Source organism: Anaerotruncus sp. DFI.9.16 (assembly GCF_024461615.1).
Lineage (GTDB): Bacteria > Bacillota > Clostridia > Oscillospirales > Ruminococcaceae > Anaerotruncus > Anaerotruncus massiliensis.
In genome coordinates this window covers 1-21924 of record NZ_JANFZX010000050.1, presented here as the reverse complement: position 1 = coordinate 21924, position 21924 = coordinate 1, and the positions used below count along the sequence as shown (strand labels likewise).

Genomic DNA, 21924 nt, shown 5'->3' with positions numbered 1-21924 from the left:
CCGCTACGGATTCGATGGGATTGAGCTGTGGGGGGCGCGCCCCCCCCCCCCCGCCTGTTCTTTTTATTTCCCGCCGCGGCGATCCCGGAGATACGCGAGGATTTCCTCCGCGTTGGTGTCCGGCTTGACCTTCGGCATGGCCCTTTCGATCACGCCCTCCCCGTCGATGAGGTAGGTGCTCCGCACGACCCCCATGCTCACCTTTCCGTAGAGCTTCTTCTCCTGCCAGACGCCGTAGGCCTGCAGGACGGTCAGCTCCGGGTCGGAGAGAAGCAGGAAGGGCAGGCCGTGCTTTTCGGCGAATTTCCGGTGGGAGGCGGCGGAATCCCTGCTCACCCCGATGACCACCGCGTCCAGCTCCCGGAACGCGTCGTAGGCCGCCGCGAAGGCGCAGGCCTGCCGGGTGCAGCCGGGGGTGTCGTCCCTGGGGTAAAAGTAGAGCACGACCCTTTTCCCCCGAAAGTCCGACAGGGAGACGGGCCGTCCGTCCTTGTCCGGCAGGGTGAAATCGGGCGCTTTGGTTCCGGCTTCCAGCATATCAGCCATCCTCCTTGATGAATACATAGTGATTTTCCCCGGAACAGCCGGCGTTATACCGGTATCCCAGTTCGCGGAACTCCCGGATGTCCCCGGCGGCGGTGACGTTGTTTTCCGCCAGCCACCGCACCATCCGTCCCCGCGCCATCTTGCAGAGCGTCCCCTTTTCGATCACGCGCCCCTCCTTCCACTCCCCGAAGGTGCAGGTGAGGAACCGCACCTGGGGCGGCAGATGCGGCTTCACCGCCCGGCTGTACTCCGCCGATGCGAGGTTGACCAGGAGGTCCGTCTCCCCGGCCAGCGCCCGCGCGGGCTTGTCCCCCCAGAAGCCGTAAAGGTCCCGATGTCCGTCGACCGGGAGCCTGGCCTGCATCTCGAGCCGGTAGGGGACCACCCCGTCGAAGGGCCGCAGCAGTCCGTAAAAGCCTGAGAGAATGCGCAGGTGCTCCTGAAGGTAGGCGAACTGCCCCGTCTCAAAGACGCCGGGGGCCATGTACTGGTACTGGATGCCCTCGTAGGAGAGGACCGCCGGGGTCAGCCGCCCGCGCAGGTCCATGCGGCACAGCCGTTCCGCGTTGAGGGCGGCAATCGCGTCGCTGCACTGCCAGAGGGCCTTCAACTCCCGCAGCGGCATCGGGCGCAGGACGGACAGCAGGCGTTCCGCCTCCGGCAAAAACCGGGGCGGGCCGAGGGGTTCGAGGCTGTCGGCGTCCTCATGCATTTTTTTCGCGGGGGATATGATGATCCGCATAGGCGCCTCCTTATCGCAGGCTCCGCGCCAGACGCTGCCGCGCCGGGCCCGTGCCGTCGTACCCGGCGCAGCGGCTGGGCTTTGCGTTGACTTCGCGGTCCAGAAGCGGCTGTTCCCGGCGGGCGGGGTCCAGCGCATGGTCCAGCGCCGTCACGTCCTCCCACGCCCGGTTGAGAAAGGCAACCTCCCGCCGCCCGTGCGTCCTCGTCAGCCGGATGTCCCCCGCGCGGCGGAGGTATTCCCCGGCGGTCTCCGGCTCGACGCCGGCGGCGTCCAGGCTCCTGCGAAGCCCCTCGAGGAAGGTCGCGGGCAGCGCCTCCCACTCGGCGCCGCTCAGACCGAAGAGGACAAAGGCGTAGCGGCTGCGGCAGTGGACCGCGAGCAGGCTCTTCCGCCCCCGGAGGGTGATGACGTGCAGGTCCCAGCAGGCCTCGCGGTCGGGCGTCTCCCCGTGGGGGAGGCTGTCCATCTTCAAATGCCGCCGCAGCGGGATCGTCAGTCCCAGTTCCATCGTTTCATCCCTCCCGGGGAAGAAAAATCTTTTCCACGCGGTAACGGCCCGCGTCAACCTCCATCAGGCAGAGGGTGAGCGCCAGGCCGAACCGCCGCCTGCCGCAGCCCCCGGGGTTGAGCCACAGCACCCCGTCCCGGTCCTCCGCGGCGTACTTGTGGGAGTGCCCGCAGACCACCACATCCACGCCGTTCAGCCCGCGCGGCACGTCCCTCCGGTTGTGCGCCAGGAAGAAGCGTACCCCCTCGATGGTGAACGCGAGCGTTCGGGGCAGGTCCTCCGCCCACGCTCCGTCGTTGTTGCCCCGGACGAGGTGGGGCTGCGCGCAGGCGCGCAGCGCGTCCGCGACTTCCGGGGTGTCGAAATCCCCGGCGTGGACGACGGCGTCCGCCTCGGCCAGCAGGGCCCTGACCTCCTCCCGCAGGAGGCCGTGGGTGTCTGATAACAGGACGATTTTTTTCATGGCCGCCTCCCGCTCCGCAAGGTTCCCGCCGTTATTCTACCATATTCCGCGTTTTTTTGGAACGCCCCGCGCCCCCCGCCGCGGACAAAAAACGCACCGCGGAAGCGGTGCGTTTTTCCGAACCCGGAGACCTCAGATGAGGATCCCCTCGCAGTGGTCCACCTCGTGCTGGATGATCTGGGCGGTCCAGCCAGCGAAGGTCTTCAGACGCGTCTGGAACGATTCGTTCTGGTAACGCACCTTGATGGATTTCCAGCGTTTGACCCTCCGGGTGCCGGAGAGGGAGAGACAGCCCTCCTCCGTCTCATAGGGCTCGGAACGCCTGATGATCTCGGGGTTAAACATCACCGTGTAGTTCCCCCCGTTTTCAAAGGCGATGATGCGTTTGCTGACGCCGATCATATTGGCCGCCATGCCCACGCAGCCCTGTCTGTGGGCCTCCAGCGTGTCCAGCAGGTCCCTCGCGGCGGGCAGGTCGGCCTCCCCGGCCGGTTCGGCCTTCCGCGCCAGGAACGCTTCGTCCCTCATAATTTCCCGTATCATCGGTCTTTCCCCTTTCTCTCCACGGATTCCCGCGCGCCGCGCCCGCTAACGGCGGCCCTGCGCCGCAGTCTCCGCGTGCCGCGCCGCTTTTTTCAGCGACAAAAGGAGCAGGACGACGCCCGTCCCGAGGAGGATATGCCCGATCCCGGCGATCCCGGAGATCGCCGCGTCCATCCCCTTGGAAAGCGGAAGCGCAAGCACCTGAGGGATCCCGCGCGCCACCATCATGACCGCCGTGAGCGGGAGCCCCACGTTGTAGAGATACAGGAAGGCGCGGAAGGATTTGTAATGCTCCAGGCCGTCCCCGCGCCCGGCAAAGAGCGCGACGATCAGAAAGAGGAACATCCCCAGGATAAACAGGTGGGTGTGCACCTTGCCCAGGGCCGTCGCGCCCGTAAAGGCGTTCCACTTGGTAAATTCGCGGTAAAATACGCCGCCCGCCATGGCGAGGACCGCATAAGCAAACGCGAAATTCAGGTATTTTTTCATATCAGTGTTCTCCTTTCATCGCCCGGAAGCCCATCACGACCATCCAGACGTAGACGCAGGTTTTGGGGATCATCAGCATGCCGACCGGCGGCAGGGCGTCGGCAAAGAGCACGACCGGAAGGTAGAAGGCGAAGCTGAGCAGAACGGCGAGCCACAAGAAGCGAAACGCGCGGTCCCCGTGCCGTCTGGCGCTCCGATAAAAGAGAAGCACGATCAGCAGCCCCAGCAGCGCGAAGGGGATGTTGCGGTAGATCCCCCAGCTGAGCGGCGCGTCGGCGCTGGTCCAGCGGTTCTGCGGCGCCAGGCAGAGGAGGATGCGGGAGAGCGAAAGCGCCCAGACGGCCGCCGTCAGCCCGGCCCGGCCGGTGATCCGGTACCGTGCCCGCCACACATAATAGAGCAGCAGGTAAAAGACGGTCATAGTGATCGAAGTGACCAGCTTCCCGATGCCCAGCGCCGCGGGATAGGATTCCAGCCCCGTGGTGCAGAGCGCGACGGCGCGGGGGATCAGATGGAAGGCGTCCCCGCAGCCGAGGACGACGGCCATGACCCCAAACAGCAGGTACTGTTTTTGATCTTTGCCGCCGCGGATCATCCGATATCCCAGCGTGATGACGGTGGACAGGTAAACGATGTCGAAGAGGGTTTCAAATACTGCCTGCATCGCGGCGTCTCCTTTCAAGTTGAACGGCGTTCACAATAAGCGCTCTGAAAACCCGTCCTCAGACGGGCTTTCAGGCCGGATACAGGACCCGGCGGATCACTTCAAGCAGCACCTCGCAGTCGTCCTCCTGCCGGGCCAGCAGCGTCAGGAGGTTGGACAGCACGAAATCGATCAGGTCCGATTCCGAAAACGACGCGGAAAACGCGTCCCTTCTGACGGCCGGGTCCGCCCGGAGCGACTGCGCCATTCCCGCCTTCATGTGGGAAAAATACTGCTCCATGGTTTTGCGCGCCTGTTCCTTGGCGGAGCTGGCGACGCTGATGGAATGCGCCGTGAAAAAGTGGGGGTACTCCCTGGTCCCCTGCCGGACGCTGTCGAAGATCCAGCGGACATATTCGGGGAAGGGCTTCTGTTCGCAGCACTGCTCCATGTGGAAAATATCCTGCCAGACGCTCTCGATGGTCGCGGTGACCAGGGCGTCCTTCGAGGGAAAGTAGTTGTAGAGCGACCCGAGCGCCACATGGCACGCCTTTGCGACCGAACGCATGTCCAGGGAGGACAGGCCCCGTTCGGACACCATATCCCGGCAGGTTTTCATAATCGCTTCTTTCGACGTCACCACCGTGTTGACCGTAACCACCCCGCTTTTCGTAACTGAACAATGTTCATTATAGCGTGTCGCCGACCGTTTGTCAAGGCGCCGTAAAAATTCGACACTTTTTTTATCCAGTTTCCCACGAGCTGCACGGCGGACGGGCCTTGCCGGGTTGCCGTTCGCAGGGGTGTAGGGCGCGATATGCGTAGAAAAACCGCCCTATAAGGGGCGGCTTTTCAAAAATTTTGGTCAGAGTGTAATTATTGAACTTGGAGAAAGCTTGCAATATCTTTCTATTAGAGGTTTCTTTTGAATCACTGTTAAAATGAATACTAAATGTAAACTTCAATAGCCAAATACTTTGGGGTTTTTAATATAGCCCTAAGTTTTAATATACGGATGTCTAATTCGTAAGGCCTTGTGTTTTTCCGTATATTGATAGACCTCTGGGACGGTCGGAACAATAAACCTAAAGCCGCCCAAACCTTGCATTTCCCACAGACTCATAGCAGGTTGACGTTACAGCTTAGCTACAATAGAATCCAAGCGTTTTAACCGTTCAGCAACAACTATACCCTGCCTATTTTCTGCCATACCGCGCAAGTGCTTATAAGTGTCTTAAAATTCTCGCCCCTGCATGAACACAGATAAAGTAGAAGACCTCCGAAAAAAGACAACAGTCTTCTACAATGGTCCGAGTGACAGGATTCGAACCTGCGGCATCCTGCTCCCAAAAATTTCTGGGGAGCTTTTTGTGCTTATTTGTAGTGGTTTATAGTCATTTCCGCTCAGTTTTACTTACTCTTTGGCACTCTTTGATACACTGTTTCCGCGTGCTCCGCACCCGGCTGTGGTAATCAATGTGGTCAAAAACGCTTCCCGCCCAGAGCCGGCGCTTGTCACCGGACCCAGGCGGGAAGCGTTTTTATCATAGGCCCCACTCGATCTCGCGCAGCTGCTCAGCAGCGTCCATCGCCATCCGTTTATCCCGGAGTTGCGGATCGTCATAAGACTTTCTGCGGCACATCCAGCAGGAGCAGTGGATCTTCCCCTTTGCAAAACGACCCGTCGCCCCATGCGCCCACGTAAAGATATACGCTTCACCGCCGATTCGACTGAGGATTCCTTCCTTGCGATGAATGGCGCGCTTGCGCTGCTTGCGATAGTAACTGCGATCTCTGTTCAATTGTGATCACTCCTTGACAGTTTGGGCCACCTGCAAGAGACGTCAAGGAAATATGCTCTCTTACAGGCAACCTATCTGCCAAGGGAAGGTGCGTACATTCTTCATGCGATTTTAGCCTCTCAGTTTTGAGTATCGTAGCTCTTTTCTGCCGGGAAGTCAAGCTGCTTGCAACGGCATTGCCACGCTCAGTTTCTGCGTCGCTGTAAACAAAGAAATAGCGCATTTCTTTACCCGGTCAAACTATTAGAGGAACCCAGTGCTTTGGAAACTAAAAATCGTGCGCTTTTATCATTTTATTGCCATTTCTGACCGAATGTGTTATCATTAAAAACAACGCTGTCGGTGTTGTGATAAGCCTCAGCAGTGTGGCGGTATCTCTGCAATACTCTGCCATCTGGCAGAGTATTTTTCATATATTGAGAAGAGGGGAACGCTTTATGGCTGTCAGTTATAAAAAGCTCTGGAAACTGCTCATCGACAAAGATATGAAGAAGAAAGACCTGTGTGTAAAAGCTGGCATCAGCCCAGCGTCCGTTACCAAAATGGGCCGTAATGGTCATGTCTCCACAGAGATACTTCTAAAGATTTGTACGGCATTAAACTGCGGTGTTGAAGACATTATGGAGATCGTGACAGGTAATCCAAAATCGCAAAATGATGAAGGAGACGCCAAGGATGTTTGATAGGGTCAAGTTTAGACTATATACACATTTTTATTGCGCCAATCAGGGATTGATGCCAATTAGATATATTCACTCTCATGACTTTGGTGGCTCCGTTTGTAATGATTTATCTCTATACGCTTCCTGTTAAAATAAAGTTAATGCATTTTAGTTGGATGCTGAGAAAGCGAAAAAGAAGGATTAAGTATAATTGGATTGGAGAAGCTCACCTATGAACAAACAACAGCTGGCAAATAAAATCTGGGAATCTGCCAACAGAATGCGTTCCAAAATTGAAGCGAACGAGTATAAGGATTATATTTTGGGCTTTATTTTCTATAAATTTCTGTCCGACAAGGAAGTCGAATTCCTCAAAAAAGACGGTTATGAAGATGCTGATATTCAGGAGAATACCCATGAGAATAACGAACCGCTTGTAGACTACTGCCAGCAGCACCTTGGGTACTTTATTGCTTATGATAACCTATTCTCCACTTGGCTGGCAAAGGGTAACAGCTTCACTGTGGATAATGTCAGAACGGCCCTCTCTGCATTTAACCGCTTAATTAGTGAAACTCAAAAAAAGGTGTTCTATAAGATTTTCAACACCTTGGAAACTGGCCTAAGCAAGCTTGGGGACAATACCAGCAGCCAGACCAAGTCAATCAGTGAGTTGATTCAGTTAATCAAGGATATTCCAACAGATGGAAAACAGGACTATGATGTTCTGGGCTTTATCTATGAGTATCTTATTAGCAACTTTGCGGCCAATGCCGGTAAAAAGGCTGGTGAGTTTTACACCCCTCACGAAGTGTCTCAGCTCATGTCTGAAATTGTTGCGCACCATTTGAAGGACAGAGAAAAAATTGAAATTTACGACCCCACAAGCGGTTCTGGCTCTCTGCTTATTACTATTGGTAAAAGTGTTTCCAAGTTCACAAAAAGCAAAGATGACATCATGTACTACGCCCAGGAGCTAAAGGAAAACACCTACAATCTGACCCGTATGAATCTTGTTATGCGTGGAATCAAGCCGGATAATATCTTCACCCGTTGCGGCGATACCTTGGAGCAGGACTGGCCCATGTATGACGATGTTACCCAGGAGTATAACCCCCTGTACCTGGATGCCGTGGTCTCCAATCCGCCCTATTCTCAGCGCTGGGATCCGAAGCATAAAGAGACCGATTCACGCTACCGCTATGGAATTGCGCCCAAAGGCAAAGCGGACTACGCTTTCCTGCTGCATGACCTCTATCACCTGAAACCGGATGGAATTATGACCATCGTTTTGCCCCATGGCGTTCTGTTCCGTGGCGATGCGCTGGGGGGAACTGATGGACAGGGCGAGGGCGAAGGTAAGATTCGCCGCAATCTAATTGAGAATAACAACATCGAAGCAATTATCGGCCTACCTGCAAACATTTTCTTTGGAACGGGTATTCCAACGATTATTTTGGTGCTGCGCCAAAAGCGCGAGGAATCTGACGTCCTGTTTATTGACGCTTCCAAGGGTTTTAGCAAGGTGGGCAAAACGAATAAGCTCATGGCGTCCGACATCAAGCGAATTGTGGATGCGGTTGCCGCTCGTCCCCAGAGTATTGAAAAATTTGCTCGTCTGGTTTCCAAAAAGGAAATCCGCCGCAATGGTTACAACCTGAACATTCCGCGTTATATCGATTCCTCTGACGTCCCGGAAACATGGGACATCTACGCTACCATGTTTGGTGGCATTCCCAACCACGAGATTGACCGCCTGGAGTCCTATTGGGCCGCATTCCCCCTATTAAAGAAACTGCTGTTTGCGTCCGATGACACCCCGTATTCCACATTGGCTGCCAAAAACATCAAAGAAGCCATTGAGGGCAGTGACGATGTACAAGAATTTGTCACCGCCCATCAGGCCGCATTTGCTGACTTTGACGCGTATCTGGACGGCGAACTGATTGAAAAAATGATGGATCTGCATGTCGCTCAGACAGAGGACGTGATCACACAAAATATTTTTGGCCGCATTGCGCCGTTGCCGCTTTTGGACAAATACCAGGCCTATCAGCTGTTGGACGATCAATGGAGTAAAATTGCCACTGATCTTGAAGTAATTCAGACGGAGGGCTTTGAGGCTGCAAAGCAGGTTGATCCCAACATGGTGATCAAAAAGAAGGATGACAAGGAAGAGGAAGTACAGAACGGCTGGGTCGGCCACGTGATCCCCTTTGAGCTGGTGCAGACCACCCTTCTGAAGGAGGATTACGACGCGCTCAAAGCGAAGGAAGCGCGGCTGGACGACATTGCAGCGGAGCTGACCGAGGTTATTGACTCTATCGACGAGAGCGACCGCGGCGAATTTTTGAACGACGAAAACACTGCTTTTGTTGCCAAGGAATTTGCGGCAAAGCTTGCGGAAATTTATGGGGATGTTTCATCCCCGGAGCTGGAAGGCGTGCAGGGCTATCTGGACTTGCTGGGTGCAAAGGTCGGAAAAGCAAAAAAGCTGGAATATATCAAAAACCACCAAGAGGTCAACTGGACCAATGTAGAGGGAAATGCCCCTTATGCAAAAGCCAAAGTTTCCACTTATATCAAAGCGCTTCGGGCGGCCTATACCTTCCCGGAGGATTCCTTTGAGGGGAAAATGATCAAGGCCGATAAGCTGCTGACAGAGGAGAAGCGCGTCAAGAAAGAAACCAGGGAAATGACAGAAGCGCTGCACCTGAAAACGAAAGAAACTATTGAAGGGATGAGCGACGAGCAAGTCCTAGATTTGCTGCGCCTGAAATGGATTGCTCCGCTGTGCGCCTCTCTGAGAGCTATGCCAGAGGATATCATTGATAGACTGGAAAAGGCAGTGCAGGAGTTAGCGGATAAGTATGCCGTGACCTATGTGGAACTGGACAAGCAGATACAGAAGTCGGAAACTGTGCTTGCCAGCATGATTGACAACCTCACAGGTAGCGAATTTGCCATGAAAGGGCTTGGCGAATTCCAGTCGCTGCTGAAAGGTGAACGGGATGAATGAGATAAAAAAGCCTGCGATTCGTTTTCAGTGGTTTTTTGATGAGTGGGAAAAGCGTTCTATAGGTGAGCTGACAGAAGAGCTGCATGAGTATGCCACGCTTGATTCTTCATATCCTCTGCTTACCTCCTCACGCGAGGGGATCATGTTTCAAGACGAATATAGAAGCAATCGAACTACCGAGAACAATGAGACTCTTTTCAGCGTAGTGCCATATGGGAAATGCACATATCGTCACATGAGTGATGATGACATTTTTCACTTCAATATTAATGACATAGTAGAAAAAGGCCTCGTCAGTAGAGAATATCCTGTTTTTGACAGCACAGATAACAATGATTTACGCTTTATAGTTGCGCTTCTGAATTCTTCTGAGCAATTTAGAAGGTTTTGCCGGGAGCGAAAAATGGGTGGGACCAGGACAAGACTCTATTATAAGCACTTAAGTAACTTTAAGCCACGGTGTCCCATGTTTAATGAACAAAGGAGTATTGCTGATTTTTTAGATAACATTAATAGTTTACTTTCACATCACCAATCCAAACTTAAAAAACTCCAAGCCCTTAAAGCATCCATGCTGGAAAAGATGTTCCCAAAAGATGGCGCAGATGTGCCGGAGGTGCGTTTTAAGGGATTTACTGGAGCGTGGGAGCGGCGTAAGCTGGACCATGTGTTCATCGACTTGCAAAATAACACTCTTTCAAGGTCGTGTTTGTCTTTTAAAGAAGGGTTAGCTAAAGATATTCACTATGGCGATGTTTTAGTTAGATTTGGGGAAGTCTTAGATATAAAAATAGCGCCACTTCCTGCGATTACAGATGAGTCAATTATTATTAAATATAAGAAATCTTTTTTAAGAAATGGAGATATCATTGTAGCAGATACCGCTGAAGATGAAGCTGTTGGAAAGTGTACTGAAATTGTTGGAATAAATAGCGAAGTAGTGATTGCAGGACTCCATACAATACCATACCGACCGCTGATATATTTTGCGCCAGGATACCTTGGATATTATATGAATTCTCCAGCATATCATAATCAGCTTTTACCGTTTATGCAGGGCATAAAAGTTACGTCAATTTCAAAGTCATCAGTGAAAGAGACCACCATTGCATATCCACAATCAATAGATGAGCAAAAACAAATTGGAAACTATTTTTGCCAGCTCGACAACCTAATAACGCTTCGTCAGCAGGAACTCGACAAACTCCAATCCATAAAAAAAGCCCTACTGGAAAAAATGTTCTTCTAATACAGGAGGCTGCCATGGCATTTGAAAATGAAGCTGTCTTTGAAGCAGCGCTTATTAATTTACTGACAGAAAAATATGGTTGGGAGCCAGAAATCCTGCGCTATAAAACCGAAGAAGATCTAATCCAAAACTGGAAACAAATCCTCTTTGAGAACAACCGGGATATAGACCGACTGAATGATGTTCCCATGACCGATGGAGAAATGCAGCAAATCCTTGACCAGATCACTCATCTTCGCACTCCACTGAAGCTTAACAGTTTTATAAACGGCAAAACGGTGGCCATTAAGCGGGATAACCCCACCGATGCGTTACACTTTGGCAAAGAGGTCAGCCTGAAAATCTACGATCAGCGGGAAATTGCTGCCGGACAAAGCCGCTATCAGATTGCCAAGCAGCCGGTGTTCAAAGCGCGAAGCGCCATTCTGCCCAATCGCCGGGGTGATTTTATGCTGCTCATCAACGGTATGCCCTTGATCCACTGTGAACTCAAGCGCAATGGCGTGGATGTAAGCCAGGCATATAACCAGATTGAAAAATACGCCCATGAAGGCGTGTTCTCCGGCTTGTTTGCCCTGGTACAAATTTTTATTGCCATGCAGCCGGATGAGACGGTCTACTTTGCTAATCCTGGCCCAGAGGGAATGTTCAACAAGGATTTTTATTTCCATTGGGCGGACTCCAATAACGAACCGCTCAACAACTGGAAGGACATAGCCCAGTATCTTCTTTCCATCCCTATGGCGCACCAACTGATTGGATTTTATACGGTGGCCGATGATACCGATGGGATTCTGAAAGTCATGCGCAGCTATCAGTATTATGCGGCCTCCCGTATTACCGGCCGTGTTGCTATGCGGCGCTGGGCGGATAAAGATCCGTATGGCGGCTATATTTGGCACACGACCGGCTCTGGCAAAACCCTGACCAGTTTCAAGTCGGCTCAGCTGATTGCCGGCTCAAAAGACGCCGACAAAGTGGTATTCCTGATGGACCGCGTGGAGCTTGGAACGCAGTCTCTGATGGATTATCGAGGATTTGCCGATGATGCGGATTCCGTGCAGTCCACAGAAGATACAAATGTACTGGTGGCCAAGCTGAAAAGTGACGATCCGGCTAACACGCTGATTGTCACATCTATTCAAAAAATGAGCCGCATCGAGGAAAACAGCAGTTATAATTCGCGTGACATCGAACTGATCCAGGAGAAGAGAATTGTCTTTATCATTGATGAGGCGCATCGTGATGTGTTTGGCGAGATGCTGCGCAAGATCAAGGAAACTTTCCCCAACGCTATGTTCTTCGGGTTTACCGGAACGCCGATCCATGAAGAAAACCAGAAGAAAATGAGCACTACCTCCGACGTGTTTGGGAACGAGCTTCATCGGTACAGCATCGCGGACGGCATCCGGGATAAAAACGTTCTGGGCTTTGACCCCTATATGGTACCTACATACAAGGACCGCGATTTACGCAAGGCGGTTGCCCTCGATAAAGCCAAAGCCACTACCGAAGCAGAGGCAATCACTAATCCTCGAAAGAAAAAAGTTTATCTTCATTACATGGATCACACAAAAGTACCGATGGCCGGAGTACTTCAGGCAGATGGAAAATATCTGAAGGGCATCGAAGATTACCTGCCAAATTCACAATATGATTGCGAAACACATCGGTGTGCCGTGGTGGATGACATTCTGGACAACTGGGTTACACTTAGTCACGGAAGTAAGTTCCATGCCATTTTTGCAACCAGCAGTATCCCTGAAGCGATTCAGTATTACAAGCTTTTTAAGGAAAAAGGCACTCTGAAAGTTACGGCGCTCTTTGATCCCAATATTGATAACAATGGCGGGGCAATCTTTAAGGAAGAATCCATTGTTGAGATCCTTGAAGATTACAATGCCTGCTATGATATGAAATTCAAGCTGGCTACCTATGCGACCTTCAAAAAAGATGTTTCCTACCGCCTGGCGCACAAGGAACAGTATAAATCCGTGGAGCGGATCCCGAAGCAGCAGATTGATTTGCTGATTGTTGTGGATCAGATGTTGACCGGCTTTGATTCCAAATGGATCAACACACTCTATCTGGACAAGGTCTTAGTCTATGAAAAGCTAATTCAGGCGTTTTCCCGCACCAACCGTCTTTTTGGTCCGGAGAAGCCCTTCGGCACAATTCGATATTACCGTATGCCGTACACCATGCAGCGGAATACTGATGAGGCATTCAAGCTGTATTCCGGTGATAAGCCCCGTGGCTTATTCGCGGACAAGCTGGAGTATAACCTGGGCAAGCTAAATGAGTTGTATGATGATATCGAGGCGATATTTCGTTCCGCCGGAGTTGAAAATTTTGAAAAACTGCCGGAAGATCACGCAGAGCGCGGCCAGTTTGCCAAGCTGTTCAAGCGTTTTAATAACTATTTGGAAGCCGCTAAAATTCAAGGATTTACTTGGAATAAGCTTTCTTATAAAGCGGAAACGGGTAAAACTACTATCGAGCTTCATTTGGATGAAACTGCCTATCTGATTCTTGCACTCCGTTATAAAGAGCTATTTTCCGGCGATGGAACAGGTTTGGGCGGTGACGATGTTCCCTATGAGATTGATTCTTATTTGACCGAAATCAATACCGGCGTAATTGATGCCAATTACATGAACTCCAGATTCAGCAAATTTTTCAAGGCACTACAAGATGGAACGGAAACAGCGGCGGTGTTGAACGAACTGCATAAATCGTTTGCAACCCTTACGCAAGAAGAGCAGAAGTATGCAAATATCTTCCTGCACGATGTACAGAACGGAGACATTGTGGTTGACGAGGATAAAACTTTGCGTGACTACATCACGGAGTATATGACCAGCGCAAAGAATGACCAGCTCCATCGTTTCGCAGAGGCTCTTGGCGTGGATGAGACGATGCTGCGGGATTTCATGCAGCTGAGAGTCACAGAAGCAAATATCAATGAATTTGGCCGCCTTGACAAATTGAAAGCAACCGTTAACAGGGACAGAGCAAAAACATTCTTAGAAGCACTTGAAGGAACTACTATCAAGCTGTTTCAAATCAACATGAAAGTGGATCAGGTTTTGAGAAAGTTTATCCTTGAGGGTGGATTTGACATTGAATAGAAAGGGCGCGGATAACCCTTCTTAAAACATCAGACTATTTGAAACATACCAGGTGCGATCTCAGCTGGTCGCATACACACAAAGGAAATGATGGTTCACTGCTTGTCCCGACATAGAGGTGGAATCACTTATGAACAAAAAAGAGAGCTGCACCATCCGTTCCTCTGCGGCGGAGTATCTAACTTTCATAGCCGCCAGTGGCGGCAGCGAAGAAGCTATTGAGATGCGATACGAGGATGAAAACATATGGCTGACGCAGAAGATGATGGCGCAGCTCTATGATGTTGAAGTCCTCACGATCAATGAGCACGTTAAAAAGATTTTTGCAGATGATGAATTGCAGAAAGCGGCAACTATTCGGAAATTCCGAATAGTTCAAACCGAGGGCAGTCGTCAGGTCAGCCGCGAAGTCATGCACTACAGCCTGCAGATGATCGAGACTTTAATTTGAACACCTGCGACCACTTGTTCTATTGCAGTGCTGATTAGACCTTCACCTGGAATTTCCACTATTTCACCTCCACATTCTATCTATACCAGCGAGAAAAATTTTCTTTAGAAAAGTATACCACATAAAAATAAAGAAAAAAAGGGTAAGTCCCATATGGACTTACCCTTGGTCGGAGTGACAGGATTCGAACCTGCGGCATCCTGCTCCCAAAGCAGGCGCGCTGCCAACTGCGCTACACCCCGAAAAATGCTTGCGGCACGCGACAAAGTCGCGTGCCGCAAATGTCATCATAGCATACCGCGCGGCGGGTGTCAAGGCGGCGGGCCGGGCAGATCGGGGCCGGCCCGGCGGTGGGGATCAGAACGCGAGTTTCGCCTTGAGGTAATCTCCGAGGGAGGAGACGGGGATGCGCTCCTGCTCCATCGTGTCGCGGTCGCGGACGGTCACGCAGCCGTCCGTCTCGCTGTCGAAATCGTAGGTGATGCAGACGGGCGTGCCGATCTCGTCCTGGCGGCGGTACCGCTTGCCGATCGAACCCGCGTCGTCGTAGTCGACCATGAATTCCTTCGAGAGCGACTCGTAGATCTTTCCGGCGCCCTCGGCGAGCTTTTTGGAGAGGGGCAGCACGCACGCCTTGAAGGGGGCGAGCGCCGGGTGCAGGCGCATGACGACGCGCACGTCCTCCTTGCCCTTCGCGTCGGTGCCGACGACCTCCTCGTCGTAGGCGTCGCAGAGGAAGGCGAGCGCGACGCGGTCCGCGCCGAGCGACGGTTCGACCACATAGGGGACGTACCGCTCGTTCGTCTCGGGGTCGAAATAGTCGAGCGCCTTGCCCGAGCACTCCGCGTGGCGGGAGAGGTCGTAATTGGTGCGGTCGGCGATCCCCCACAGTTCGCCCCATCCGAACGGGAAAAGGTATTCGATGTCGGTGGTCGCCTTGGAGTAGAAGGAAAGCTCCTCCTTCGCGTGGTCGCGCAGGCGCATGTTGTCCTTGGCCATGCCGAGGGCCAGGAGCCAGTTCTCACAGAAGCTGCGCCAGTACTGGAACCATTCGAGGTCGGTATCCGGCTTGCAGAAGAACTCCAGTTCCATCTGCTCGAACTCGCGGATGCGGAAGATGAAGTTGCCGGGGGTGATCTCGTTGCGGAAGCTCTTGCCCACCTGCGCGACGCCGAAGGGCACCTTTTTGCGGGTGGTGCGCTGGATATTCATGAAGTTCACGAAGATGCCCTGCGCCGTCTCGGGACGCAGGTAGATTTCACTTTTGGCGTCCTCGGTGACCCCCTGGAAGGTCTTGAACATCAGGTTGAACTTGCGGATTTCGGTAAAATTCGCGCTGCCGCATTCGGGGCAGGTGATGCCGTGCTCCTTGATGTAGTCGTACATCTGCTCGTTGGACCAGCCGTCGGCGATCTCGCCGGTGGCGTCCTCGATGAGCTTGTCGGCGCGGTGGCGGGTCTTGCAGTCCTTGCAGTCCATCAGCGGGTCGGAAAAGCCGCCCACATGCCCCGACGCGACCCACACCTGCGGGTTCATCAGGATGGCCGAGTCGAGCCCGACGTTATAGGGGCTCTCCTGGACGAATTTTTTCCACCAGGCGCGCTTGACGTTGTTTTTGAATTCCACGCCGAGCGGGCCGTAGTCCCAGCTGTTGGAAAGTCCTCCGTAGATCTCCGAGCCCGGATAGACAAAGCCCCTGTTTTTACAGAGGTTGACGATTTTCTCCATCGTTTTTTCACTGTGATTCAACGTGACGACATCCTCTCGTACTCATATGGGTCCCTAAAGCCCTATTATATCGGGATCCGCGCCCAAAATCAAGGGCCGCGCCGCGGGAAACGGCGGCGAAATTGCCCGCCGGGACGCGTCCGGGCCTTATTGATCGAGCGGGGACAGGTCGAGCCGGTCGTAGCCCGCGAGCAGCTCCTTCACGACCGCGACGAGCCGGTCGCAGTCGCCGGGACGCTCCCCCTCGAGGTTGAGCGGCATGAGCGGGTCGTGCAGCGACAGCCTGAGCAGCAGCCAGCCCTTCACCTCCGGGCCGGAGAAGGAGAGGCGCACCCCCTCGTAGGAGTTGGGCGCGACCGCGTAGCCGGCCGCCCTGGCGCGCGCCTCGAACTGGGCGAGCACGTCGAGCCCGTAGGCCTTGAAGTCGTCGCCGAGCAGGTTCATGCGGTATTCCCGCGTCTCGTACGCGGGGGGCAGCTTTTCGATCAGCGCGTCGATCCTTTTGCCCTCCCGCCTGGCGCGCGCCGCCGCGATCAGCAGCTTGACCGCCATGTACGCGCCGTCGTCTAGGTAGTAGTTCTCGCTGAGCGCGCCGTGGCCCGAGGTCTCGATCGCCAGCGGGCAGGAAACCCCCTCGGCGTTGAGGCGCTTCTGCTCGTTGATGACGTTCTTGTAGCCGCGTTTGAAGCGGTGGTGCCTGAGGTGCAGCGTGTTTTCCAGAAAGCCGGTCAGCCGGTCGGAGGTGACCGAGTCGGTGACGATCGTCCCGCCCGGATAGTCGGGCGCGAGGATGGCCGCCATCATCGCGATGATCGCGTCGCGGTTGACCTCCGAGCCGTCCGACAGCACCGCCGACATCCGGTCGACGTCGGTGTCGAAGATGATGCCGAGGTCGGCGTGGTTTTCGACCGTCGCGGCGCGCACGGCGTCCATCGCCGCGGCGTTTTCCGGGTTGGGGATGTGGTTGGGGAAGGTGCCGTCCGGCTCGAGAAACTGGCTGCCCGCGGTATCCGCGCCCAGCGGGGCGAGCACCTGCTCGGCGAAGAAGCCGCCCGCGCCGTTGCCCGCGTCGACCACCACATGCAGGCCCGCGAGCGGATTCTCATAGTCCTCCGCGCCGACGCCCAGGCGGATTTTTTCCCGCAGGCTGTTCGCGTAGAGGGAGAGCAGCGGGGTCCGCTGCACCTTGGAGAGGTCCGCCCGGGCGGGCGTGAGGGAGGCGGCGGTGAGCAGCAGGTCGGTGATGTCGCGGCTCTCCAGGCCGCCGTCCGCGTCGAAAAACTTGAGCCCGTTGCGGTTGTAGGGCAGGTGGCTCGCGGTGATCATGACGGCGCCGTCGTACTGCGTCTCGGGGAAGACGATCGACATGAACATCGACGGGGTGGACGCGAGCCCGCAGTCGTAGGCGGCGGCGCCCTGCGCGGCGAGTCCCTCGAGCACCTGCGCCTTCAGCGCGGGCGCGGAGACGCGCGAGTCGTGCCCCACGCCGATTTTGAGGGCGGAGGGCGCGGCGTTTTTCTTCTGCGCGAGCCACAGGGCGAACGCCTGCGCGATCAGGTTGACGGCCTCGCCCGTCAGGTTGACGTGCTGACCCTCGACCCCTTCGGTGGCGATTCCGCGCACGTCGCTGCCGTTTTGCAGCTTGAGCATGGCTTCCTTGGTGATGGACATGGCTGTTCCTCCAGACACGATAAATTCTTTTCAGCAGGCGGCGGGCCGTGGGCGCGCGGCGCATGCGCCGCCGTCCGGTTCACAGGCGCCGCCCGGGTGAATACCTGTTTATTATACCAACAAATCTCCCGTTTGTCATTGATTGTTTTGCCGTTCCCATGATAAAATAGAGGGACTGTTAGGAGGTGCGAACATGGACCTTACCATCGTCCGGTGGGCCGCGGAACATCTGCACGGCCCCTTCCTCGACACGGTGATGCCCTATATCACCGCGCTCGGGGACAGCGGATTCATCTGGGTGGTGATCTGCTTTGTGCTGCTTGCCCGCAAAAAGACCCGCCGCGCGGGCATCTTCTGCGGGCTGTCGCTGCTGATCGCCTTTGTTTCGGGCGAAATCGTGCTCAAAAACCTCATCCAGCGGCCGCGCCCCTTCACCCTGCTGCCTGGCGTTTCGCTGCTCATCCCCCCGCCCGGCTCCTCCTCCTTCCCCTCGGGGCATACGGGGTCCTCCTTCGCGTGCGCGGCCGCGATCTTTCTGCTTAACAAAAAGTGGGGCGTGCCCGCGCTGGCGCTTGCCGCCCTGATCGCCTTTTCCCGGCTCTACCTGTCGGTCCACTATCCGACCGACCTGCTCGCGGGCGCGCTGCTCGGGGTGGGAAGCGCGCTGCTCGCGCGCTGGATCTGCCGCGGGCTGCTGCCACGGACGCCCGGGGAGGGATGAGCCGGTGAAACGGATTTGTGCCACCCTCGGCGGACAACGGTTTGAGATCCCCTGGGAGGGTCCGGCGCTCCTCTCCGATTTGCTCGCGCCCCACGGGTTTTCGCTGCCCTGCGGCGGCGCGCACACCTGCGGGGCGTGCAGGGTGACCGCCTACGGCGAGCTCTCCCCCCTCTCCGCGGAGGAAAAGCGGCTGCTCACGACCGAGGAACAGCTCTCCAACGTGCGGCTCGCCTGCTGCGCGCGGGCGCTCGGGAGCTGCACCGTCCACGCGCTTTCCCCCCCGCGCCCGCGGGTGCAGAAGGGCGGGACGCTCCCCGCCGCGGCGGGGGAGCCCCCCTTCGGGCGGGGGCATGTCCTCGCCGCCGACATCGGCACGACGACGGTCGCCGCGTATCTCTGCGACCCGCTGCGTCCGGACAGACCCGCCGCAGCGGGGGAACTGAACGCGCAGGCCCCCTTCGGCGCCGACGTGATCACCCGCATCGGGAAATGCGCCGAAATCGGCGTCCGCCCCCTGCGGGAGGCGCTGGCCGGCCAGCTCGACCGGCTCTTCGCCGGGCTGCTGCGCGGGCGCGGCGTCCGGCCGGACAGGGTGCGCGGCGTGGTGCTCACCGGCAACACGGCGATGCTCCACCTCTTTGCCGGGCTCGATCCCGCCGGGCTCGCCGCGGCGCCCTACACCCCGCAGAGCCTCTTTGGGGTGCTCTATAACGCGCGGGGATATTTCCCCACGCTGCCGCCTGCCGCGCCCGTCTATCTCGCGCCCTGCGTGGGCGCGTTCGTCGGCGCGGACACCGTCTGCGCCCTGCTCGCCTGCCGCCTCGAGCCCCGCGAGCTGCTCCTCGACGTGGGCACCAACGGCGAACTCGCCCTCATGACCGAAGAAGGCGCGCTCTGCTGTTCCGCGGCCGCGGGTCCCGCCTTTGAGGGAGCGGGGCTCCGGTGCGGGATGGTCGCCGCCGACGGCGCAATCTGCGCCGCCGCCGTCAGGGACGGCGGAATCGTCTGCAGGACGATCGGCGGCGGGCCGCCGCGCGGCGTCTGCGGGACCGGCGCGGTCAGCCTGCTCGCCGCGCTGCTCGAGCTGGGCGCCGTCGACGAGACCGGCCTGCTCGACGAGCGCTGGGAGGAGGGCTTCCCGCTCGGCGGCGGGGTGGTCTTTACTCAGCGGGACATCCGGCAGCTCCAGATCGCCAAGGCCGCGATCGCGGCGGCGATGGACGCCCTTTTCGACGCGGCGGGCCTCTCACCGTCGGACGTCAAGACCCTATACATTGCGGGGGGCTTCGGCAGCGCGATCGACCCGCAGGCCGCTGCGCGCGTCGGCCTCATCCCCGCCGCGCTCGCGGGCCGGGTGTCCGCGGCGGGCAACGCCGCCGGGATGGGCGCCTGCATGATCGCCGCCTCCCAGCGGGCGCTCGACGACGCGGAGGCGCTCGCGCGGGACGCGCGGGTGCTCGACCTCACCGAGAGCCCGGTTTTCAGGGAGCGGTTCGTGGAGGAAATGATTTTTGGGAACCCTGAAGGGTGAAAGGAGCGGACGCCATGGCTGAGAATCGGTTTTTGGACGAGCGGGAGGCCTACCGCATCCTCGCGGAGGGGGAGTACGGCTTCCTCTCCCTCGTGACGCCGGAGGGCGGGCCCTACGGCATCCCGCTCAACTATGTCTGGCTTCCGGAGGAGCGGTGCATCTTTTTCCACTGCGCGAAAAGCGGGCGGAAGCTCGACTGCATCAGGGCGCGCCAGGAGGTCTGCTTTACGGTGGTGGGGCAGGCGAGGGTGATCCCCGAGCGGTACAACACCCGCTATGAGAGCGCGGTCTTTACCGGGACCGCCTCGATCGTCACCGACCCCGCAGAAAAGCGGGAGAAGCTCGACCTGCTGGCACGGCGGTATTCCCCGGGCGACCCGCGCAGGGAAGAGGTCGTCGAAAAATATCTGCCCGCCGTCTGCATCTGTAAGCTCGCCGTGCGCACGGCGAGCGCCAAACGGAACCCGGGAGATTAAAACGGGAGGCCGCAAAGCGGCCTCCCGTTTTTTGCATGTTATCCGGACATTAAGCGGCCCGCCTCAGGCGTTTTGGGGGTCCAGGGTGAAGCGCCACACGCAGCGGCTCGATTCGTCGGTCATGTCGGGGTAGCAGCTGACCGCCTCGGTGGTGATGCGCGGGTCGATGACCCGGGCGAAATTCGTGTACTCGACGAGCCCCACCGGCTTGCAGGGGTGGTAGGGCATCCCCTTGCGGGCGCGCGCGTCCTGCACGCGGCAGGACTGCACATAGAAGGTGAGGGTGTTGCCCTCGAGCACCGTCTCGTGGCGGTTGAGTGGCGCGTAGAGCCGGAAGGCCAGCGCGCGCCGCAGGCCCTCGAGCCCCGCCAGCTCGGGCAGGCCGAGGAACTCCTTGATCCGCCGCGCCTCGGTTTCGGTGAAGCGCGCCCACGCGTTCACGTCGTGCTCGACCGCCTCGTCCATGCCGCGCTTTTGTTCGATCGACTGGAACCACAGCCCGTCGAGCGCAAGCCAGTTCTTGGAAAACATTTCGCAAAGCTCGAGCAGCTTTTCCCGCGGCAGCTCCTGAATGGATTCGTATTCCGTCATCATCGTTTCCTCCGTCTCTATTTTCCCCGCCGCGCGGTTTCGCACGCGCGGACGGCGTCCTCCAGCGTTCCCGCCGCGATCAGAAACCGGTTGTTGTGGCAGAAGCGCAGCGTTTCGATCCCGGAAATCCGGGGAAGCTCCTCCTCGGAACGGCCCGCCCACCCGGCGGGAAAGGGATGCTTGAGGCTGTGCGTCTCGTCGTCGTTCGGCACCGCCTGCGCGCTGTAGCCGCCCCGCTGGGAGGGATAGACCACGAACTCCGCCGGGGAGGGCACGAGCGCCATTTTCCAGGGGGCGAAGGTGGGCAGGATCACGATCCCGTCCCTCATTTCGCCGAGCGCGCGTTCCACGAGCGCGCGGGCGCGCTGGATGCTCCAGATGCCCTCGAACCGCTTCTCCAGAATCACCTCTGCAAAGGCGACCGCCTCCGCGAAGCAGTCGTCGGGCGACCTGTCCGAATCCCAGCTCGGGTTAAACGCGCCGATCAGCCCGGCAATCTCGCTGCCGCAGCCGGTGTTGTCGTCGAGGTCGAGCGACTGGATGAAATGAAAATCGAACCGTTCGGCCTCCTCGGGGCCGACCAGCCCCGCGCCGAATTCCTTCCACAGCAGGCCGAACGCCGCGTAGGGCACGCCGTTGGGCCGCACGGGCGCGTTCTTCTGGTGATGGTCGAATCTTCCCCATCCGATGTCGAAGACGAGCCCGTCGAAGTTTTCGGGCACGTCGAACACCCGGATGATTTGGACGGATGGGTTGAGGAGCTTTAAAAGCGCGGCCGAAAAAACGTCGTCCGCATGGAATCTTCCGCCGTGCGTCAGGGCGGTGTCGGGGATGCTTGCCGTCATTCGTGTTCCTCCCATGGCACAGGGGTGCGGGGCGCCCGCCCATGCGTCCCGAAGACTGACCGGCAAGATTGAGGAGGTCTACGCGGGCAACCGGGTGGTCAAGGTGTTCA

Annotated in this window: 20 protein-coding genes, 1 tRNA gene and 1 pseudogene; 8 read left to right on the top strand and 14 right to left on the bottom strand. The window is 56.7% G+C overall.

Features of this window, described 5'->3' with window-relative positions; all coding sequences use genetic code 11:
* Positions 1-63 precede the first annotated feature (63 nt).
* The 9 genes from bcp to NE609_RS13860 all read right to left on the bottom strand — a co-directional run bounded on the left by bcp (position 64) and on the right by NE609_RS13860 (position 5739).
* Positions 64-537, bottom strand: a complete 474-nt coding sequence (bcp, locus tag NE609_RS13900) for a thioredoxin-dependent thiol peroxidase (RefSeq protein WP_121586696.1) — start codon at positions 535-537, stop codon at positions 64-66.
* Between the two features lies 1 nt (position 538).
* Positions 539-1288 (bottom strand): peroxide stress protein YaaA, encoded by a 750-nt coding sequence (gene yaaA / locus NE609_RS13895; RefSeq protein ID WP_256152835.1) that lies wholly within the window; start codon positions 1286-1288, stop codon positions 539-541.
* A gap of 10 nt (positions 1289-1298) precedes the next feature.
* The gene (locus tag NE609_RS13890; protein WP_256152834.1) at positions 1299-1799 is read right to left on the bottom strand and encodes a hypothetical protein; all 501 of its coding nucleotides are present in this window, start codon (positions 1797-1799) and stop codon (positions 1299-1301) included.
* 4 nt (positions 1800-1803) lie between these two features.
* Positions 1804-2262: a metallophosphoesterase gene (locus NE609_RS13885; protein ID WP_256152833.1), complete on the bottom strand. Its 459-nt coding sequence runs from the start codon at positions 2260-2262 to the stop codon at positions 1804-1806.
* A gap of 132 nt (positions 2263-2394) precedes the next feature.
* Entirely contained in the window at positions 2395-2805 is a 411-nt protein-coding gene (locus NE609_RS13880; protein WP_256152832.1) for a peptide deformylase, read from the bottom strand.
* 45 nt (positions 2806-2850) lie between these two features.
* A complete protein-coding gene (locus NE609_RS13875; RefSeq protein WP_121586701.1) occupies positions 2851-3294 on the bottom strand; it encodes a DUF2871 domain-containing protein in 444 nt (147 codons plus the stop codon).
* Position 3295: 1 nt separating this feature from the next.
* Positions 3296-3958 carry a hypothetical protein gene (locus NE609_RS13870; protein ID WP_256152831.1) on the bottom strand — a complete coding sequence of 221 codons (663 nt, stop codon included), beginning with the start codon at positions 3956-3958 and terminating at the stop codon, positions 3296-3298.
* A gap of 70 nt (positions 3959-4028) precedes the next feature.
* Positions 4029-4598 carry a TetR/AcrR family transcriptional regulator gene (locus tag NE609_RS13865; RefSeq protein WP_256152830.1) on the bottom strand — a complete coding sequence of 190 codons (570 nt, stop codon included), beginning with the start codon at positions 4596-4598 and terminating at the stop codon, positions 4029-4031.
* 883 nt (positions 4599-5481) lie between these two features.
* Positions 5482-5739: a hypothetical protein gene (locus NE609_RS13860; RefSeq protein WP_256152829.1), complete on the bottom strand. Its 258-nt coding sequence runs from the start codon at positions 5737-5739 to the stop codon at positions 5482-5484.
* A gap of 437 nt (positions 5740-6176) precedes the next feature.
* Here NE609_RS13860 and NE609_RS13855 point away from each other — a divergent pair, with 437 nt between their 5' ends.
* The 5 genes and pseudogenes from NE609_RS13855 to NE609_RS13835 form a co-directional block, all read left to right on the top strand.
* Complete coding sequence (locus tag NE609_RS13855; RefSeq protein WP_256152828.1) at positions 6177-6422, top strand: helix-turn-helix transcriptional regulator; 246 nt, start codon at positions 6177-6179, stop codon at positions 6420-6422.
* A gap of 211 nt (positions 6423-6633) precedes the next feature.
* Positions 6634-9420: a type I restriction-modification system subunit M gene (locus NE609_RS13850; RefSeq protein WP_256152827.1), complete on the top strand. Its 2787-nt coding sequence runs from the start codon at positions 6634-6636 to the stop codon at positions 9418-9420.
* Positions 9413-10669, top strand: a complete 1257-nt coding sequence (locus NE609_RS13845; RefSeq protein WP_256152826.1) for a restriction endonuclease subunit S — start codon at positions 9413-9415, stop codon at positions 10667-10669. Before NE609_RS13850 ends, NE609_RS13845 begins: the two co-directional genes overlap by 8 nt.
* A 14-nt stretch (positions 10670-10683) precedes the next feature.
* The gene (locus NE609_RS13840; protein WP_256152825.1) at positions 10684-13800 is read left to right on the top strand and encodes a type I restriction endonuclease subunit R; all 3117 of its coding nucleotides are present in this window, start codon (positions 10684-10686) and stop codon (positions 13798-13800) included.
* Positions 13801-13930: 130 nt separating this feature from the next.
* Positions 13931-14236: pseudogene (locus NE609_RS13835) on the top strand (cell filamentation protein Fic); the annotation flags it as partial.
* Between the two features lie 181 nt (positions 14237-14417).
* Here NE609_RS13835 and NE609_RS13830 read toward each other — a convergent pair.
* From NE609_RS13830 to NE609_RS13820, 3 genes are all read right to left on the bottom strand, one after another.
* Positions 14418-14493 (bottom strand) — tRNA-Pro (locus tag NE609_RS13830).
* Between the two features lie 115 nt (positions 14494-14608).
* Positions 14609-16000 (bottom strand): glycine--tRNA ligase, encoded by a 1392-nt coding sequence (locus NE609_RS13825; protein ID WP_305144922.1) that lies wholly within the window; start codon positions 15998-16000, stop codon positions 14609-14611.
* 126 nt (positions 16001-16126) lie between these two features.
* Positions 16127-17650, bottom strand: coding sequence for a phosphomannomutase/phosphoglucomutase (locus NE609_RS13820; RefSeq protein WP_256152824.1), 1524 nt, complete (start codon positions 17648-17650; stop codon positions 16127-16129).
* Between the two features lie 193 nt (positions 17651-17843).
* Between NE609_RS13820 and NE609_RS13815 the strand changes: the two genes are divergently transcribed.
* Genes NE609_RS13815 through NE609_RS13805 form a run of 3 tightly spaced genes read left to right on the top strand, consistent with a single transcriptional unit; the run spans position 17844 to position 20378 of the window.
* Positions 17844-18371: a phosphatase PAP2 family protein gene (locus NE609_RS13815; protein WP_121586706.1), complete on the top strand. Its 528-nt coding sequence runs from the start codon at positions 17844-17846 to the stop codon at positions 18369-18371.
* Positions 18372-18375: 4 nt separating this feature from the next.
* On the top strand, positions 18376-19902 hold the full coding sequence (locus NE609_RS13810) for an ASKHA domain-containing protein (RefSeq protein WP_256152823.1): 1527 nt from the start codon (positions 18376-18378) through the stop codon (positions 19900-19902).
* 14 nt (positions 19903-19916) lie between these two features.
* Complete coding sequence (locus NE609_RS13805) at positions 19917-20378, top strand: pyridoxamine 5'-phosphate oxidase family protein (protein ID WP_256152822.1); 462 nt, start codon at positions 19917-19919, stop codon at positions 20376-20378.
* Positions 20379-20441: 63 nt separating this feature from the next.
* Here the strand turns inward: NE609_RS13805 and NE609_RS13800 are convergent, their stop codons facing one another.
* Both NE609_RS13800 and NE609_RS13795 read right to left on the bottom strand, forming a co-directional pair.
* Positions 20442-20969, bottom strand: coding sequence for a DUF6125 family protein (locus NE609_RS13800; RefSeq protein ID WP_256152821.1), 528 nt, complete (start codon positions 20967-20969; stop codon positions 20442-20444).
* 17 nt (positions 20970-20986) lie between these two features.
* Positions 20987-21814: an MYG1 family protein gene (locus NE609_RS13795; RefSeq protein WP_256152820.1), complete on the bottom strand. Its 828-nt coding sequence runs from the start codon at positions 21812-21814 to the stop codon at positions 20987-20989.
* Positions 21815-21924 lie beyond the last annotated feature (110 nt).

Bases quoted from the DNA above. Each gene is read 5' to 3' on its own strand.
- bcp (WP_121586696.1), bottom strand. From the start codon at position 537: ATGCTGGAAGCCGGAACCAAAGCGCCCGATTTCACCCTGCCGGACAAG.
- yaaA (WP_256152835.1), bottom strand. From the start codon at position 1,288: ATGCGGATCATCATATCCCCCGCGAAAAAAATGCATGAGGACGCCGAC.
- NE609_RS13890 (WP_256152834.1), bottom strand. From the start codon at position 1,799: ATGGAACTGGGACTGACGATCCCGCTGCGGCGGCATTTGAAGATGGAC.
- NE609_RS13885 (WP_256152833.1), bottom strand. From the start codon at position 2,262: ATGAAAAAAATCGTCCTGTTATCAGACACCCACGGCCTCCTGCGGGAG.
- NE609_RS13880 (WP_256152832.1), bottom strand. From the start codon at position 2,805: ATGATACGGGAAATTATGAGGGACGAAGCGTTCCTGGCGCGGAAGGCC.
- NE609_RS13875 (WP_121586701.1), bottom strand. From the start codon at position 3,294: ATGAAAAAATACCTGAATTTCGCGTTTGCTTATGCGGTCCTCGCCATG.
- NE609_RS13870 (WP_256152831.1), bottom strand. From the start codon at position 3,958: ATGCAGGCAGTATTTGAAACCCTCTTCGACATCGTTTACCTGTCCACC.
- NE609_RS13855 (WP_256152828.1), top strand. From the start codon at position 6,177: ATGGCTGTCAGTTATAAAAAGCTCTGGAAACTGCTCATCGACAAAGAT.
- NE609_RS13850 (WP_256152827.1), top strand. From the start codon at position 6,634: ATGAACAAACAACAGCTGGCAAATAAAATCTGGGAATCTGCCAACAGA.
- NE609_RS13845 (WP_256152826.1), top strand. From the start codon at position 9,413: ATGAATGAGATAAAAAAGCCTGCGATTCGTTTTCAGTGGTTTTTTGAT.
- NE609_RS13840 (WP_256152825.1), top strand. From the start codon at position 10,684: ATGGCATTTGAAAATGAAGCTGTCTTTGAAGCAGCGCTTATTAATTTA.
- NE609_RS13820 (WP_256152824.1), bottom strand. From the start codon at position 17,650: ATGTCCATCACCAAGGAAGCCATGCTCAAGCTGCAAAACGGCAGCGAC.
- NE609_RS13815 (WP_121586706.1), top strand. From the start codon at position 17,844: ATGGACCTTACCATCGTCCGGTGGGCCGCGGAACATCTGCACGGCCCC.
- NE609_RS13805 (WP_256152822.1), top strand. From the start codon at position 19,917: ATGGCTGAGAATCGGTTTTTGGACGAGCGGGAGGCCTACCGCATCCTC.
- NE609_RS13800 (WP_256152821.1), bottom strand. From the start codon at position 20,969: ATGACGGAATACGAATCCATTCAGGAGCTGCCGCGGGAAAAGCTGCTC.
- NE609_RS13795 (WP_256152820.1), bottom strand. From the start codon at position 21,814: ATGACGGCAAGCATCCCCGACACCGCCCTGACGCACGGCGGAAGATTC.